Origin of the sequence: Kitasatospora sp. CB01950 (assembly GCF_001905465.1) — a bacterium.
Classification (GTDB): domain Bacteria; phylum Actinomycetota; class Actinomycetes; order Streptomycetales; family Streptomycetaceae; genus Kitasatospora.
In genome coordinates, this window is record NZ_LISX01000011.1 from 190,523 (window position 1) to 205,829 (window position 15,307).

A 15,307-nucleotide genomic window follows, 5' to 3' on the forward strand; every position below is an offset into this window, starting at 1 on the left:
CCGTCGGGGCTGGTCACGGCCCTGACCGGCGGCGAAACCGGCAGATCACCGCCTTCCCCTTGCCGCGAAAGGCCCGGATCGAGGAGACTTCGACCTTCGGTCACATCGCCCGTACGACCACCAGTCGCAGGGGTGCGACAGGCCATGCAGTCTGGTGGAAGCCGGAACGACCGGCGGAACCGGGGAAGGTACCGGGCAGGTGTCCAACTGAGCACGCACGGATTCGAACAGAAGCCCGGTCGCGACGCGGCGGGCGACGCCTCCGCGCGTCTGGCCGGGCACCGCCTGGTTCCGTTGGCCACCGCGCTGGTCCAGGACGACGGCCGCATCCTGCACTGGAGCGAGGAGGCCGAGGCGCTCACCGGCTGGACCGCCCAGGACGCCCTCGGCGCCCACCCCGCCCGGCTGCTGCTCGCCGACGACGGGGTCGACGACGGCGAGAAGCTGTTCGCGAAACTGCTCGCCGGCCGCGGCTGGTCCGGCACCCACCCGGTCCGCCGCCGCGACGGCTCCACCGTCGAACTGGAGTTCCACACCTACCCGATCGCCGGGCCGGACGGCTCCACCCTGCTGCTGGCCACCGCCTCCGACGTGCACGCCCTGCACGAGGTGGAGTCCGACCTCGCGGTCTTCGACGGCTTCTTCAACCAGTCGCCGATCGGCCTCGCCGTCTACGACACCGACCTGCGCTTCGTCCGCCTCAACGGGGCACTCGCCCGGATCAACGGCCTCACCGTCGAACAGCACCGCGGCCGGCGGATCACCGCCGTGCTGCCCGGCATCAACGCCGCCGAGGTCGAAGCCGTCATGCGGCAGGTGCTGGCCACCGGAAAGCCCGTCATAGACGCCCGCTCGCACGGCCGCGTCCCCGCCGACCCGCGCCGCGACCGGGCCTGGTCCGCGTCCTACTTCCGGCTGGAGGACTCCACCGGACGGGTGCTGGGCGTCGCCTCCTCGATCATCGACGTCACCGAGCGCTTCCAGGCCGAGGCCCGCGCCGCCCGCGCCCAGGAACGCCTCGCCCTGCTGGCCGCCGCCGGCGCCCGCATCGGCACCACCCTCGACCTCCAGCGCACCGCCGAGGAACTGGTCGAGGCGGTCGTCCCCCGGTTCGCCGACTTCGCCACCCTCGACCTGCTCGAACCCGTGGTGCGCGGCGAGGAACCCGCCCCCATCCAGCCCGGCAGAACCGTCCAGGTCCGCGCACTGGCCGTCGGCGAGGCCTACGGCACCAGCCTGACCGGCGCCGCCGACCAGGTCGGCGGCACCGTCGAGTACGGCCCCGAGCGCACCTACACCAAGTGCCTGCGCAGCGGCCGCACGATGTTCAAGCCGCAGGTCGACGAGGAGGTGCTGCGCGGCATCGTCCCCAGCGAGGACCGGGTCGCCCCCGGCGTCGCCGCCGGCATCCACTCCTACCTGCTGGTACCGGTGATCGCCCGCGGCATGGTGCTCGGCGGCGCCGAGTTCATCCGCACCCGCAACCCCGAGCCGTTCGGCGCCGCCGACGTCTCGCTCGCCGAGGAACTCGTCGCCCGCACCGCCCTCGCCATCGACAACGCCCGCCTCTACCGGCGCGAACGCGAAACCGCCCTCACCCTGCAGCGCAGCCTGCTGCCGCAGGAGATCCACCGCACCCTCGGCCTGGAGATCGCCCACCGCTACCTGCCCTCCAGCGTGGTCAGCGAGGTCGGCGGCGACTGGTTCGACGTCGTCCCGCTGTCCTGCGGACGCGTCGCACTGGTGGTCGGCGACGTGATGGGCCACGGCATCCGCGCCGCCGCCACCATGGGCCAACTCCGCACCGTCGCCCGCACCTTGGCCACCCTCGACCTGTCGCCCGAGCAGGTCCTCGGCCGACTCGACGAGACCGCCTCGGCGATCGGCGACGGCCAGTTCGCCACCTGCGTGTGCGCCGTCTACGACCCCGTCGACCGCAGCGTCGTGATCGCCTCCGCCGGCCACCTGCCACCCGTACGGGTGGAACCCGACGGCACCGCCCAGATCATGCACCTGCCGCCCGGCGTCCCGCTCGGCATCGGCGGCGGCGCGTTCGAATCCACCGGGTTCACGCTGCCCGCCGGCTCCACCTTCGCGCTCTACACCGACGGCCTGGTCGAACGCCGCGGCCGCGACATCGACGAGGGCATCGACCTGCTCGCCCGCACCCTCGCCACTCCCGGCCGCACCCTGGAGGAGAGCTGCGACGCCGCACTCTCCGCCCTGGTCACCGACGGCACCGAGGACGACATCGCGATGATCATGGCCCGGGCGCTGCCCCTGCCCGCCGACCGCATCGCCACCCTGGTCCTGCCCACCGAGGGCCCGCTGCCCGCCCGCGCCCGCCGCTTCACCCGCGCCACCCTGGAGAGCTGGGGCCTGTCCGGCCTCACCGACTACGCCGAACTCGTGGTCAGCGAACTCGTCACCAACGCCCTGCTGCACGCCGACGCCCCCCGCCGGCTGCGCCTGTTCCGCGACCGCACCCTCACCCTGGAGGTCTCCGACGCCGGCGGCCAGCCGCCCCGGCTGCGCACCTCCGCCGAGGAGGACGAGGGCGGCCGCGGCATCCACCTGGTCAGCGAACTCGCCCACCGCTGGGGCACCCGCCCGACCAAGCACGGCAAGGTCGTCTGGGCCGAGATCGAACTGCCCTACCGGCAGGGCTGACACCCGCCCGGCGGACACCGCTCGCCCGTCCGGCGGGGCTGACGGACAGTCGGAGGAACCCCCTCCTCCGTCCGGAAGGCCCCGCCGTGCAGCTCCGCCTCCCCGCCGCCCTCGCCGCCCTCGCCCTGGGCCTGGCCCTCGCTCCCGCCGCCGTCGCCGACGAGGAACCCGGCGCCTCCGACGCGGCCACCGCCATCGAGATCACCGGGATCACCATCGACCCGAAGGTCCCCAGCCGCGTCCGGGTCGAACTCGACTACACCTGCGCCGCCTCCGACGGCCCGCGCTCGCTCAACACCTCCGTCGAACAGACCGACCCCGACGACCCCGCCACCGTGGCCTTCGGCTCCACCCGCACCTCGCCCACCCTGGTGGTCTGCGACGGCTCCGAACACAGCCAGAGCGTCGTCGTCCAGTCCAAGACCAGCAACTGGCTGGAAGGCGTCGACGCCGTCGTCATCACCACCCTCGCCGACCTCGGCGCCGCCCCGCCGGCCTTCGCCGACGCCCAACAACTCGTCCTCGACCTGCCCGCCGACGCCTGACCCGCAGTCGGCCGACCGGCCGACCGGCCGTCAACCCCGGCGCGCCGCACGCCCGCCGCCGTCCGCGCCGCCCAGACTGGGACGCCGGACGGAAGGACACCGCGCATGGCCCAGCCCACCACAGCCGGCGACACCACCACCGAGGTACGCCGCTGGCGGGCCCTCGCGGTCTGCCTGGTCGCCGGCTTCATGACGCTGCTGGACGTGTCGATCGTCAACGTCGCACTGCCGTCCGTGCGCGCCGGCCTGGACATGTCGGAAGCAGGCCTCCAATGGGTGCTCTCCGGCTACTCGCTGGCATTCGGCCTGGTCCTCGTCCCCGCCGGGCGGCTCGGCGACGCGGTCGGCCGCCGGCCCGTCTTCCTCACCGGCCTCGCCCTGTTCACCGCCACCAGCGCGCTGGCCGGCGCCGCCCAGAACGAGGACTGGCTGGTCATCGCCCGACTGCTGCAGGGCATGTCCGGCGGCCTGCTCGTCCCGCAGGTCTCCGGCTTCATCCAGCAACTCTTCCGGGGCGGCGAACGCGCCCGCGCGTTCGGGCTGCTCGGCACCACCATCGGCTTCTCCACCGCCGTCGGACCGCTCCTCGGCGGCCTGCTGATCGCCGCGTTCGGCGCCGAGGAGGGCTGGCGCTGGGTCTTCTACGTCAACCTGCCGATCGGCCTGGTCGCCCTGCCCTTCGCCCGCCGCCTGCTGCCCGCCCCCACCCCCGACACCTGCGCCCGCCGCGACTTCGACCCCGTCGGGGTGCTGCTGCTCGGCGTCGGCACCGTCCTGCTGCTGCTCCCGCTCGTCCAGGCGCAGTGGCACGACGCCCGCAAGTGGCTGCTGCTGGCCGGATCGCTGCTCGTGCTCGCCGCCTTCGTCCGGTGGGAGCGGTGGTACGCGCGCCGCCGCGAACCGCTGGTCCACCCCGAGCTGTTCCGGACCCGCTCGTTCACCGCCGGCTCGCTGGTGTCGCTGCTGTACTTCGCCGGGTTCACGGCCGTGTTCTTCGTCTTCACGCTGTACCTGCAGTCCGGCCGCGGCTACAGCGCGCTCTACGCGGGCCTCGCCATCACCCCGTTCGCGCTCGCCTCCGCGGTCGCCTCCACCATCGGCGGACGGATCGTCACCCGGCACGGCCGCCGGTTGATCGCGTTCGGCCTCGCCACCGTCGCCGTGGGCCTGGCCCTCGCCGCGCTCGCCGTCCACCTCTTCAACGGCCCCTTCGTCGGCTGGGCCACCGCCCTGCCCCTGCTGATCGCCGGACTCGGCAGCGGCCTGGTCGTCTCCCCGAACCAGGCCCTCACCCTCAACGAAGTCCCCGTCGCCCGGGCGGGCAGCGCCGGCGGCGTCCTGCAGACCGCCCAGCGGATCGGCTCCGCCGCGGGCATCGCCACCGTCGGAGCCACGTTCTTCGGGCACCTGCACACCCCCGCGGACTACCCGGGGGCGTTCCAGCTCAGCCTCGCCGTGGTCATCGGCTTCGTGCTGCTGGCGCTGGTCGCTGCGCTCCGCCCCTGAGGACCGGGGAGCGCGAGAGCCGACGGGCGCGAACCCAGGGGCGCGGGGAACTGCGCGACAAGCGCACGCCACGTCCGCAAGGTCGCGATCACGTGCAGGTCATTGTCCTGCGTCGCGATCTTGCGGACTGGGTGCCTTCCGCTTCGCGCAGTTCCTCGCACCCCCGGGTTCGCGCCCGCAGGGCTATCGTCGCGGCCCGGCGAAGGCGTACAGCGTGGTGCCGACCAGGAACAGGGCCGACGCCGTCACGGTGGACGCCGTGGTGCCGGCGGGCTGGTTCAGCCACATCGCCACCCGGCCCGGCGTCCCGCCGATCGGCGGGACCAGCAGTGTGAAGGCGAGCCAGCCGGTCGGCAGCGTCCACCCGTACGTGGTGCCCCAGCAGGCGGCGCCGAACGCGGCCAGGCCCGCCAGGCCCGCACTGTCACGGACCACCACCGAGGCGCCGGCCAGGTGGGGCCCCACGGCCTGGACGGCCAGCAGGACCGCTCCGGCGGCGGCGCCGATCAGCAGGACGTGCGCGGCCCGGCGCGGCGCCCAGCGGATCGCGGCGGTGCGGTCGAGCACCGCGTCCTGCCCGCCGAGGCCGACGATCGCGGCCAGCACGTTCGCGGCCAGCACGAAGGCGGTGGTCCCCAGGTCGTCCGAGCCGTCCGGGGCGCCGTCCACCAGCGCCCACACACTCAGCGCGACGGCCGCCACCACCGCCGCCGAGAGCGGCACCTGACGCGAACGGGCATACAGCACAAGCCAGTTCATCGGCCCTCCGTTCCGGCCAGGACAGTCGCACGGTGGTCCACCGAGCAGGACAGCGCGGCGTCGTGCAGTGCGGCGATCCGGGCCCGCTGCTCGGCCGGGGGAGTGGCGGCGAACGCCGTCCAGGCGGTCCGGGCGTCCTCCCAGCCCTGCCGGTCGTACATGCTGGTGCCCGGGGTCTCCACCGGGACCAGGGCGCTCTCGCCGAGCGCCCAGCTCGCGGCGACGCTCTGCGTGGCGGCGTCCTCGACCATCCCGCCCTCCCGGTCGGTGCGGGCGTAGCAGGTCGGGACGAGGCCCTGCGCGACCAGGGCGCGGGTGAGGTCCCGGCCGCTCGCGTGGGCGAACTCCCGTTCGTCGAAGTCCACCAGGACCGTTCCGGCGTCGACCGGCCGCAGCCCGCCGAGGGCGCGCGGCTCGGCGTCCTCGCGGATCGCCTGTGGCGCCCGGTCGCCCAGTACCTCGTGCAGAATGTGCAGCGCCTCCGCGCCGCGCGCCGACAGTTCGGGCAGCCGGTGCCGGTTCTCCGTCGTCACGCACACCGGTCCGTCGCAGACCGGCCGGGCCGCCGCCGCGTCCACCACGTACGTGCGGCGGGCGTCGCCGGGCAGCACCGCCAGCGCCAGGGCCGCGCCCACCAGCACCGGGACGAGGGCCAGCAGCCGGGCCCGGCGGGTCGCGGCGACCAGCAGCGCGAATCCGGTCGCGGCCAGGCCCAGCAGCCACAGCGTCTGGCCGAGGTGGACGGAGCCGGACAGGGTGAGCAGCGACTCACGCGGGTCGACCGTCACAGGGGAGAGCAGGGCGAACCGGTTCGGTGCGAAAGGGGCGCTGGGCACCGCGCCGTCGGTGGTGAACCGCAGCAGCGCGGCCACCGTCATCAGCGAGAGCACCACCAGCGCGGGCGGTGTCAGCACCGACGGCACGGCCCGCGCCACGCCCATGCCGAACACCGCGGCCGCCGCCAGGGCGAGCACCGCCACCAGCGAGATCGGCACCCAGCCCAGCGGCCGGTACCGGGTGTCGCCGAGCGCCACCTGCACGCCGCCCGCCGCCACCACCAGGCCGAACCCGGCCATCAGTACCCCGGCCATCGCCCCGGCGGGCAGCGCGGCGCGCCGCCAGGCCGGCTTCGGCACGGTGCCGAACAGCTCTGCCGTCCCCGAACGGGCGTCGCGCAGGCCGTACAGCGCGCCGGCACCGACCGACAGCGGCCACCAGAAGGCCAGCAGCCAGCGCGTCCACATCGCCATCGGCGTCCACTGCGCCGTCCAGCCGGCCGTGCCGCGCCACCAGATGCCGTCGATCGCGAACAGGATCGCCAGCGAGCCGCCGAGCACCAGCAGCCCGGCCCAGGGCGCGGCCGAGCGACGCAGCTCGGTCCGCAGCACACGTGTGTTCACCAGATGCCCCCGGGTTGTTCGGTGTGGCGGAGCAGCGCCGAGTAGCCGCGCTCCAGCGGGCTGTCGCCCGGGTGTTCGGGCCCGCCGGCGGCGGCCAGGTCGTCCGGGGTGCCCTGGAAGACCAGGCGGCCGTCCGCGAACAGCACCACGTCGGAGCAGGCGGCGGCGACGTCCTCGACCAGGTGGGTGGAGACCACCACGCAGGTGTCCCGGCCGAGTTCCTGCAGCAGCTCGCGGAAGCGCAGCCGCTGCGCCGGGTCCAGCCCGGCGGTCGGCTCGTCCAGCAGCAGCAGGTCGGGGTCGTTGACGATGGCCTGGGCGATGCCGGCCCGCCGCACCATGCCGCCGGACAGCGTCTTCATCCGGTGGTCGGCGCGGTCCGCAAGGCCGACCCGTTCCACCGCCCGCTGGACGGCGCCGGGGATCTCGGCCTTCGGGACCTCCTTCAGCCAGGCCATGTACTCGACGAACTCGCGGACGGTGAAGCGCCGGTAGTAGCCGAAGTCCTGTGGCAGGTAGCCGATCCGGCGGCGCAGCGCCCGCAGGTCGGCGCCGTCGGCGGCGGTGCCGAGCAGTTCCAGCTCGCCGCCGGCCGGGCGCAGCACGGTGGCCAGCGCCCGGATCAGGGTGGTCTTGCCGGCCCCGTTCGGGCCGAGCAGGCCGTGGGCACCGGTGCCCAGGGCGAGGTCGAGGCCGTTGACGGCCATTTTCTTGCGTCCGGCCCGGACGAGCAGGCCCTCGGCGCGGATCTCCCAGGCATGGGTTTTGGGCGCGACGGAGGCCGCGCTGACGGCGCGTGGCATGAAGGTGGTTCCTTCCGGAAAGGGGTGGGTCAGGTACGGGGTGCGGAGTAGGCGCGCCGACGGGCGAGCACGGTGGCCGCGCCGAGGACGAGCAGCAGCGCCCAGCCGGGCAGCTGCTCGGGCCGCAGCACGAACGGCAGGCGGCCGGTGGCCCAGAGGGGAGCCGCGACGGCGGCGGCCCAGACGGCGACCAGCGCGGCGGCGGCCCGGCCGACGCCGACGACACTGCCCAGGGCGAGTGCGGTGGTGGTGAACGCCAGCGAAGGCAGCAGCCACTGCGCGGCCGACATCGCGCCGGTCAGCCAGCCCGCCGCCAGCAGCACCGGCAGCACCACGGCGAGCGCGGCGACGGTGCGCCGCAGCAGCAGCGGAAGGCCGGAGCGCGGAGCGGCGGCGGTCAGTTCGTGCGCCGGGTCGAGGCCAGGCGCCCAGGCGGCGGCGGCCGCGCACAGCGGCAGCACGGGCGCCACCAGCAGCAGCGGAGACACCCGGCCGAGCAGGTCCGGCGGCCCGGCGGAGTCCAGCGTCAGCGCCAGCACCACCACCGCGACGGCGGTCAGCAGCCAGGGCGTCACGGCCGGCACGGCCCAGGCCGGCAGCCACCGGGCCCGCCGCCGCACCGGCACCGGGCGGGCCGTGCCCAACTGCGGCCCCAGCGCGGCGTGCACGGAGCCGACCAGCGCCGCGACATCGGGCGCCGCGGCCGGCACGGCCGCCGCCAGCAGCCCCCGGCAGGGCGCGCAGCCCTCCAGGTGCGCCTCCAACGCCCAGACGGTGTCCGCGGGCAGGCCGTCGCCGCCGCGCGCGTACTCGTCGATCAGCCCGGCCGAGGCGTGGTCCGTGCTCATGCCAGCTCCTTCCGCATCGCGATCCGGGCCCGGCGGGCACGGGTCTTGACCGTGCCCTCGGGCAGTCTGAGCAGGACGGCGGCCTCCCGCACGGAGAGCCCGTCCAGGACGGTGGCCTGCAGCACCGCGCGCAGCTCGGGGGCCAGACGGCGCAACGCGTCCCCCACGTCGCCGCCGACCGACGCGGCCAGCGCCTCCTCCTCGGCCGCCGGGGCGGCGGCCAGGTGGGCGGCGGCGGCCGGCGGCTCGGCGTGGTGCGCCCGGCGGCGGAAGGCGTCGACCAGACGGCGGGCCGCGATCGTCCACAGCCAGCCGACGGCGCTGCCGCCCACCACGCTGCCGGCGAACGCGCCGGCCGCGCGCCACACCGCCAGGAAGGTCTCCTGCATCACCTCGGCGACGATCTGCTCGTCCGCACAGCGGCGGCGCAGACGCACCGCCAGCCACGGGGCGGTGCGCCGGTACAGCTCGTCGAACGCCGCGCGGTCGCCCTTGGCGACCAGGCGGAGCAGACGTTCCTCGTCCAGCTCGTCCAGTGCTCTCCTGCGTGCTCTCACACCTGCCAGACGCGAGGGCTGACGCCCGGGTTCTCGGTTCGGCGTGATCCCCGTCACATGCACGGGGGTGCGAGTGCAGGAGCGCGGGGAACTGCGCGAAGCGGAAGGCACCCAACCGCAAGATCGCGATGCAGTGCTATGACCTGCACGTGATCGCGACCTTGCGGACCGGCCTTGCGCTTGTCGCGCAGTTCCCCGCGCCCCTGGCGGTGCTTCTCTCAGGCCAGGCCGGCGATCCCGCGGACGGCGACCCGCAGGGCCGCGGCCGGGTCGCCGACGGCGCCTGTCGCGCGCCAGCCGACGAAGCCGTCCGGGCGGACCAGTGCCGCGCCGCCCGGGTGCAACCCGTACGCGGCGGGCCAGGTGGTGGGGGAGACCGGGCCGGTGGGGCGGGCGCCGGAGGGGAGGTCGGCGGGCGGGGGCTCGGGGAGGAGGTCGCCGCCGTCGCCGATCAGCAGGCAGCGCAGCGGTACGCCGGTCTGTTCGGCGACCAGGCGGGCGGCGGCCGGCCAGGCCCCGCCGCCCTCGACGGGGGCCAGCAGCAGCGGGCCGGCGGAGAACAGGTCGAGGGTGGAGAGGCGCGTCCCGGCGGCGTCGCGCAGCCACACGTGCGGGGCGCGGGTGCCGGGTTCGCCGGTGGCGGCGAAGCGCTCGGGGACGACGCCGGCCGTGGCGTCCGCGCCGATCAGCGCGCCCTCCGGGTAGCGGTAACCGAGCGCCACCGCAAGGACGTTGGTGCGCGGCCCGCCGGCGGGGGCCGCGTCGAAGCCGGGGTGCTGGTGCTCGACGGACCGGGCCGCCGCGCGGGCCGCGGTCTGCACGGCGACCGGGCGGCGCTCGCTCTCGTAGGAGTCCAGCAGCCGGGGCCCGCCCCAGCCGGCCAGGACGGCGGCGAGCTTCCAGGCCAGGTTGTGGGCGTCCTGGATGCCGGTGTTGGAACCGAACGCGCCGGTCGGCGGCATCTCGTGCGCGGCGTCCCCGACCAGGAACACCCGCCCCGCGCCGTACCGGTCCGCGACCCGTTCGGCGGCGTGCCAGGGGGCCCGGCCGGTGATCTCCACCTCCAGGTCGGGGACCCCGGCGGCGGCCCGGATGTGAGCGGTGCAGCGGGCGTCGGTGAAGTCCTCGACGCTCTCGCCGCGCTCGGGGTGCCAGGGCAGGTGGAACACCCAGTTCTCGTCGTTGTCGACCGGCAGCAGCGCGCCCGCCCCCGCCGGCTCGGTCAGGTAGCAGGCGATGAACCGCCGGTCGCCGACCACGTCCGCCAGCCGCTTGGCCCGGAAGGTGACGCTGACGTTGTGGAACAGGTCGCCGCGCCCGGACTGCCCGATGCCCAGGCGCTCCCGGACGGGACTGCGCGGACCGTCCGCGGCGATCAGATAGTCGGCCCGCACCTCGCGTTCCTCGCCGGTGGCCCGGTCCCGCAGCCGCGCCGTCACCCCATCCGGGTCCTGCTCGAAGGAGAGCAGCTCGGTGTTGAAACGGACGTCGCCCCGCCCGGCGGCGTGCCGCAGCAGCACCGGCTCCAGGTCGTTCTGGCTGCACAGGCACCACGCGGACGGACTGAACCTGGCCAGGCCCCCGCCCGGGTCGATCTCCCGGAACAGCCACTCCTGCTCGCCGCCCGACAGCGTCTCGGCCTGCAGGATGCCGTGGTTGTCGGCGAGCACCGACGCCGCCGCCCGGATGTCGTCCTCCACCCCGGCGGCGCGGAACAGCTCCATCGTGCGCAGGTTGTTCCCGCGCCCGCGCGGATGCCGGGAGGTCTCCGCGTGCCGCTCCACCAGCAGGTGCGGCACGCCGAGCCGGCCGAGGAAGAGGGACGCCGACAGCCCCACCAGGGAACCGCCCGAGACCAGGACCGGAACCCGGTCCGCCATCTGTGTGTTCATCAGCTCTGCTCCATCCGTGCGGGGCGCTGGATACGCCGGACCCTGCATCCATCCCCCGCCGCCGACGGCCACGCAGGGTGCTTCCCTCGGATGGCCGTGAAGTCTCGCGCCCGCCCCCCACCCCCGTGACGATCGAGTGCGAACCACGCCCCGCCCGCCGAGACCGAACGGCACCGCGGCCGGCCGAGGGCCCCGGAGCGAACCAAGGACAGGATTCCGCCACCATGACCCTGCTCTCCGAACCCGAGGAGACCGCCACCGGCCGGCCCGTCGCGGGCCGGCTTCGCGTCGTCCTGATGCTCGACGTCCACGACGGCGCCCAGGACCGCTTCCTCGACGCCTACGAACTACTGCGGCATCAGGTCTCCGCCGTGCCCGGCCACGTCAGCGACCAGCTCTGCCAGTCCATCGACGACCCGTCCCGCTGGCTGATCACCAGCGAATGGGACAGCGCCGTACCGTTCCTCGCCTGGGTCGACAGCGCCGACCACCGCGAGATGGTCAAGCCGATGCACGGCTGCGTCCGCGACACCCACTCGCTGCGCTACACCGTGCTGCGGGAGACCCACGGCGACCGCACCTTCGACAGCGCTGCCGCGCCGCTGCGCCCCGGCGAGCACCATCCGGGCGTGCCCGCCGCCCCCCGTCCCGGGCCCGACGGCGTGGTCCGGCACGCGCTCAGCTTCGCCGTCAAGCCCGGTGCCGAGGCCAGGGCGGCCGAGTTGCTGGCCGGCTACCGCTCCCCGCAGGCCCGGGTCGACGACCGCACCCGGCTGCTGCGCACCTCGCTGTTCATGCGCGGCAACCGGATCGTGCGCTGCGTCGAAGTCGCCGGCGACCTGGTCGTCGCCCTGCGGCACGTCGCCAGGCAGCCCGAGGTGCGGGCCGTCGAGGAGGCCATCAACCCGTACCTGGAGGAGGACCGCGACCTGGACGACCCGCTGTCCGCCCGCGACTTCTTCCAGCGCGCCGCACTGCCCGCCGTCCACCACCACGCCGCGCTCAAGTCCGGCCAGGTGCAGCGGCACGCCTACCTGTACCCCGTCCGGCCCGGCTGCGGCTCGGCGCTCGCCGCACTGCTGGCCGGCGAGGACGAGCACGCCGCCGCCGACCCCGGATCGCCGCTGGTGCGCGCCACCGTCTACCGCCGCGAGGACCTGGTGGTACGGCTGGTCGACCTGCTCGCCGACCCGGCCGCCGACCCCGCCACCGCACTCGGCGTGGCCGGACCGCGCGCCGCCGCCGTGCTCGGCAAGCTCGCCGACATCCCCGCCGAACACCCCGTGCCCAGTGCCGACGGCCTGCGCCACCTGCTCGCCGAGTGCGCGATGACCCCGGTCACCGACCGCCGCTCGGCCGACACCTGACCACCCGCCACCCACGTCCCCATGCCCGAGAGGAAGCCCACCGTGACCACCGAGATGCCACGAGTCGTCCACGTCGACGACGCGCCCCCGAACCGCAAGCGCGGCGGCGACCTGCGGGCCATGCTCACCCCGACGGCGGTCGGTGCGACCAGCGGATTCATGGGGGTGGCGATCGTCGAACCGGGGGAGCGGATCGGCGAGCACTACCACCCGTACTCCGAGGAGTTCGTGTTCGTGATCTCCGGCGAACTGGAAGTCGACCTGGACGGGGAGACCCGGCCGCTGCGGCCCGACCACGGGCTGATGATCCCGATCGGGATGCGGCACCGGTTCCGCAACGTCGGCGCCGGCCAGGCCCGCATGGTCTTCCACCTCGGGCCGCTCGCGCCCCGGCCCGAACTCGGCCACGTCGACACCGAGGAGCAGAACGCCCCCGAGTCGGGGCCGCCCGAACCGGCCGGGGCGGCGTCGTGAACCGCCGGGTCGCGGTCACCGGGATCGGCGTCGTGGCCCCCGGCGGCATCGGCGTCCCGCAGTTCTGGCAGCTGCTCACCGACGGCCGCACCGCCACCCGCGGCATCACGCTGTTCGACCCGGACGGCTTCCGCTCCCGGATCGCCGCCGAGTGCGACTTCGACCCCGTCGCGCACGGCCTGACCGCCGACCAGATCGCCCGCAACGACCGCTACGTGCAGTTCGCGCTGGTCGCCGCCGACGAGGCGGTCGCCGACGCCGGACTCGAACCCGCCCGCGAGGACCCGTGGCGGATCGGCGTCTCGCTCGGCACCGCCGTCGGCGGCACCACCCGCCTCGAACACGACTACGTGCTGGTCAGCGGCCGCGGCGAGCACTGGGACGTCGACCACCGGCCCGCCGAACCCCACCTGGAGCGGGCGTTCTCCCCCTCCACACTGGCCTCCGCCGTCGCCGAACGGCTCGGCGCGCACGGCCCCGTGCAGACCGTCTCCACCGGCTGCACCTCCGGCCTGGACGCCGTCGGCTACGCCGCCCTCGCCATCGAGGACGGCCGCGCCGACGTCATCGTCGCCGGAGCCTGCGACTCGCCGATCTCCCCGATCACCGTCGCCTGCTTCGACGCCATCAAGGCCACCTCCGCCCGCAACGACGACCCCGAACACGCCTCCCGCCCGTTCGACGCGAGTCGCGACGGCTTCGTGCTCGGCGAGGGCGGCGCCGTCATCGTGCTGGAGGAATGGGAGCACGCCGAGAAGCGCGGCGCCCGGATCTACGCCGAACTCGGCGGCTTCGCCACCTTCGGCAACGCCTACCACATGACCGGCCTCACCCGGGACGGCGTGGAGATGTCCGAGGCCATCGACCGGGCCCTCGCCCACGCGAAGCTGCCCGGCGACGCCATCGACTACGTCAACGCGCACGGCTCCGGCACCAAGCAGAACGACCGGCACGAGACCGCCGCCGTCAAACGCTCCCTCGGCGCGCACGCCCGGCGCACCCCGATGAGCTCCATCAAATCCATGGTCGGGCACTCGCTCGGCGCGATCGGCGCCATCGAACTGGTCGCCTGCACCCTCGCCCTGCACCACGGCGTGGTCCCGCCGACCGCCAACTACACCGAACGCGACCCCGAGTGCGACCTCGACTACGTCCCCCGCACCGCCCGCGAACTGCCGCTGCGCCACGTGCTGTCGGTGGGCAGCGGCTTCGGCGGCTTCCAGTCCGCGGTGGTGCTGAGCAGAGCGGAGGCGGCATGAGCCCCACCCGCAGCGCGGTGATCACCGGCGTCGGCGTGGTCTCCCCGCAGGGCATCGGCGCCGACGACTACTGGAAGGCGCTCTGCCAGGGCCGTTCCGCGCTCGCCCGGATCGACCGCGAAGGCTGCGAGAACCTGCCGCTGCGGATCGCCGGCCTGGTGCGCGGCTTCGACGCCGAGGAGTACGTCGAGCCGCGCTACCTCGTCCAGACCGACCGGTTCACGCACTTCGCGATGGCCGCCGCCGAACTCGCCATGACCGACGCCGGCCTGACACCCCAACCGGACGACCCGTTCCAGGTCGCGGTGGTCACCGCGGCCGGCTCCGGCGGCGGCGAGTTCGGCCAGCGCGAACTCCAGCACCTGTGGGCCGAGGGACCCCGCCACGTCGGCCCCTACCAGTCGATCGCCTGGTTCTACGCCGCCTCCACCGGCCAGATCTCCATCCGCGGCGGCTTCAAGGGCCCCTGCGGGGTGGTCGCCTCCGACGAGGCCGGCGGCCTCGACGCCCTCGCGCACGCCGCCCGCGCCGTCGGCCGCGGCACCGACGCCGTGCTGGCCGGCGCCGCCGAAGCGCCGATCGCCCCCTACTCGATGGTCTGCCAGCTCGGCTACCCCGGACTGTCCACCACCGACGACCCCGACCGCGCCTACCGACCGTTCGGCTCCGACGCGGCCGGCTTCGTCCCCGCCGAGGGCGGCGCGATGTTCGTCGTCGAGGACGCCTCCACCGCCCGCCGGCGCGGCGCCCGCACCCGGGCCCGGATCGCCGGACACACCGCCACCTTCACCGGCGCCGCCCGCTGGGCCGACAGCCGCGAAGGACTCGCCCACGCCGTCCGCGGCGCCCTCGCCGAGGCGCACTGCGCACCCGACGAGATCGACGTGGTCTTCGCCGACGCCCTCGGCGTCCCCGAGGCCGACCGCGCCGAAGCCCTCGCGCTCGCCGACGCCCTCGGCGAACACGCCGAACGCGTCCCCGTCACCGCCCCCAAGGCCGGATTCGGCCGCGCCCACTGCGGCGCCCCCGCGCTCGACGTCGCCGCCGCCGTGCTCGCCCTCGAACAGGGCCTGATCCCGCCCACCCCGCACACCGAGGACTGCCCGTACGGCCTCGACCTGGTCATAGGCCACCCGCGGCCCGCCGAACTGCGCACCGCCCTGGTGCTCAGCCGCGGCCTGATGGGCTCCAACACCGCCCTGGTACTGCGCCGGGCCTGACCGCCAC

General features: G+C 75.0%; 13 protein-coding genes. 7 read left to right on the plus strand and 6 right to left on the minus strand.

Annotated features, from left to right (window positions below):
- Positions 1-294: 294 nt before the first annotated feature.
- The 3 genes from AMK19_RS25870 to AMK19_RS25880 all read left to right on the plus strand — a co-directional run bounded on the left by AMK19_RS25870 (position 295) and on the right by AMK19_RS25880 (position 4,721).
- Entirely contained in the window at positions 295-2,670 is a 2,376-nt protein-coding gene (locus tag AMK19_RS25870) for a SpoIIE family protein phosphatase (RefSeq protein ID WP_241844583.1), read from the plus strand.
- Positions 2,671-2,756: 86 nt separating this feature from the next.
- The gene (locus AMK19_RS38235) at positions 2,757-3,215 is read left to right on the plus strand and encodes a hypothetical protein (protein ID WP_073815756.1); all 459 of its coding nucleotides are present in this window, start codon (positions 2,757-2,759) and stop codon (positions 3,213-3,215) included.
- Between the two features lie 105 nt (positions 3,216-3,320).
- Positions 3,321-4,721: an MFS transporter gene (locus AMK19_RS25880; protein WP_073815757.1), complete on the plus strand. Its 1,401-nt coding sequence runs from the start codon at positions 3,321-3,323 to the stop codon at positions 4,719-4,721.
- Positions 4,722-4,904: 183 nt separating this feature from the next.
- Here AMK19_RS25880 and AMK19_RS25885 read toward each other — a convergent pair whose 3' ends face one another.
- The 6 genes from AMK19_RS25885 to AMK19_RS25910 form a co-directional block, all read right to left on the minus strand.
- Entirely contained in the window at positions 4,905-5,480 is a 576-nt protein-coding gene (locus AMK19_RS25885; RefSeq protein ID WP_073815758.1) for a hypothetical protein, read from the minus strand.
- Positions 5,477-6,880, minus strand: coding sequence for a hypothetical protein (locus AMK19_RS25890; RefSeq protein WP_073815760.1), 1,404 nt, complete (start codon positions 6,878-6,880; stop codon positions 5,477-5,479). Before AMK19_RS25890 ends, AMK19_RS25885 begins: the two co-directional genes overlap by 4 nt.
- The gene (locus AMK19_RS25895) at positions 6,877-7,683 is read right to left on the minus strand and encodes an ABC transporter ATP-binding protein (RefSeq protein ID WP_073815762.1); all 807 of its coding nucleotides are present in this window, start codon (positions 7,681-7,683) and stop codon (positions 6,877-6,879) included. The genes AMK19_RS25890 and AMK19_RS25895 overlap by 4 nt, the downstream gene beginning before the upstream one ends.
- A gap of 29 nt (positions 7,684-7,712) precedes the next feature.
- On the minus strand, positions 7,713-8,531 hold the full coding sequence (locus AMK19_RS25900; RefSeq protein WP_073815763.1) for a zf-HC2 domain-containing protein: 819 nt from the start codon (positions 8,529-8,531) through the stop codon (positions 7,713-7,715).
- Complete coding sequence (locus AMK19_RS25905; protein ID WP_073815765.1) at positions 8,528-9,088, minus strand: RNA polymerase sigma factor; 561 nt, start codon at positions 9,086-9,088, stop codon at positions 8,528-8,530. Before AMK19_RS25905 ends, AMK19_RS25900 begins: the two co-directional genes overlap by 4 nt.
- 218 nt (positions 9,089-9,306) lie before the next feature.
- Entirely contained in the window at positions 9,307-10,980 is a 1,674-nt protein-coding gene (locus tag AMK19_RS25910) for an FAD-dependent oxidoreductase (RefSeq protein WP_073815767.1), read from the minus strand.
- Between the two features lie 224 nt (positions 10,981-11,204).
- Between AMK19_RS25910 and AMK19_RS25915 the strand changes: the two genes are divergently transcribed.
- The 4 genes from AMK19_RS25915 to AMK19_RS25930 are packed head-to-tail and all read left to right on the plus strand — an operon-like array spanning position 11,205 to position 15,300.
- Entirely contained in the window at positions 11,205-12,347 is a 1,143-nt protein-coding gene (locus tag AMK19_RS25915) for a SchA/CurD-like domain-containing protein (RefSeq protein ID WP_073815769.1), read from the plus strand.
- A 42-nt stretch (positions 12,348-12,389) separates the two neighbouring features.
- On the plus strand, positions 12,390-12,821 hold the full coding sequence (locus tag AMK19_RS25920) for a cupin domain-containing protein (protein ID WP_073815771.1): 432 nt from the start codon (positions 12,390-12,392) through the stop codon (positions 12,819-12,821).
- Positions 12,818-14,080 (plus strand): beta-ketoacyl-[acyl-carrier-protein] synthase family protein, encoded by a 1,263-nt coding sequence (locus AMK19_RS25925; RefSeq protein ID WP_073815772.1) that lies wholly within the window; start codon positions 12,818-12,820, stop codon positions 14,078-14,080. Before AMK19_RS25920 ends, AMK19_RS25925 begins: the two co-directional genes overlap by 4 nt.
- Positions 14,077-15,300 (plus strand): beta-ketoacyl synthase N-terminal-like domain-containing protein, encoded by a 1,224-nt coding sequence (locus AMK19_RS25930; protein ID WP_073815774.1) that lies wholly within the window; start codon positions 14,077-14,079, stop codon positions 15,298-15,300. Before AMK19_RS25925 ends, AMK19_RS25930 begins: the two co-directional genes overlap by 4 nt.
- Positions 15,301-15,307 lie beyond the last annotated feature (7 nt).

Coding starts and splice junctions, on each gene's coding strand:
- AMK19_RS25930 (WP_073815774.1), top strand. CDS start 14,077: ATGAGCCCCACCCGCAGCGCGGTGATCACCGGCGTCGGCGTGGTCTCC.
- AMK19_RS25880 (WP_073815757.1), top strand. CDS start 3,321: ATGGCCCAGCCCACCACAGCCGGCGACACCACCACCGAGGTACGCCGC.
- AMK19_RS25895 (WP_073815762.1), bottom strand. CDS start 7,683: ATGCCACGCGCCGTCAGCGCGGCCTCCGTCGCGCCCAAAACCCATGCC.
- AMK19_RS25900 (WP_073815763.1), bottom strand. CDS start 8,531: ATGAGCACGGACCACGCCTCGGCCGGGCTGATCGACGAGTACGCGCGC.
- AMK19_RS25915 (WP_073815769.1), top strand. CDS start 11,205: ATGACCCTGCTCTCCGAACCCGAGGAGACCGCCACCGGCCGGCCCGTC.
- AMK19_RS25885 (WP_073815758.1), bottom strand. CDS start 5,480: ATGAACTGGCTTGTGCTGTATGCCCGTTCGCGTCAGGTGCCGCTCTCG.
- AMK19_RS25910 (WP_073815767.1), bottom strand. CDS start 10,980: ATGAACACACAGATGGCGGACCGGGTTCCGGTCCTGGTCTCGGGCGGT.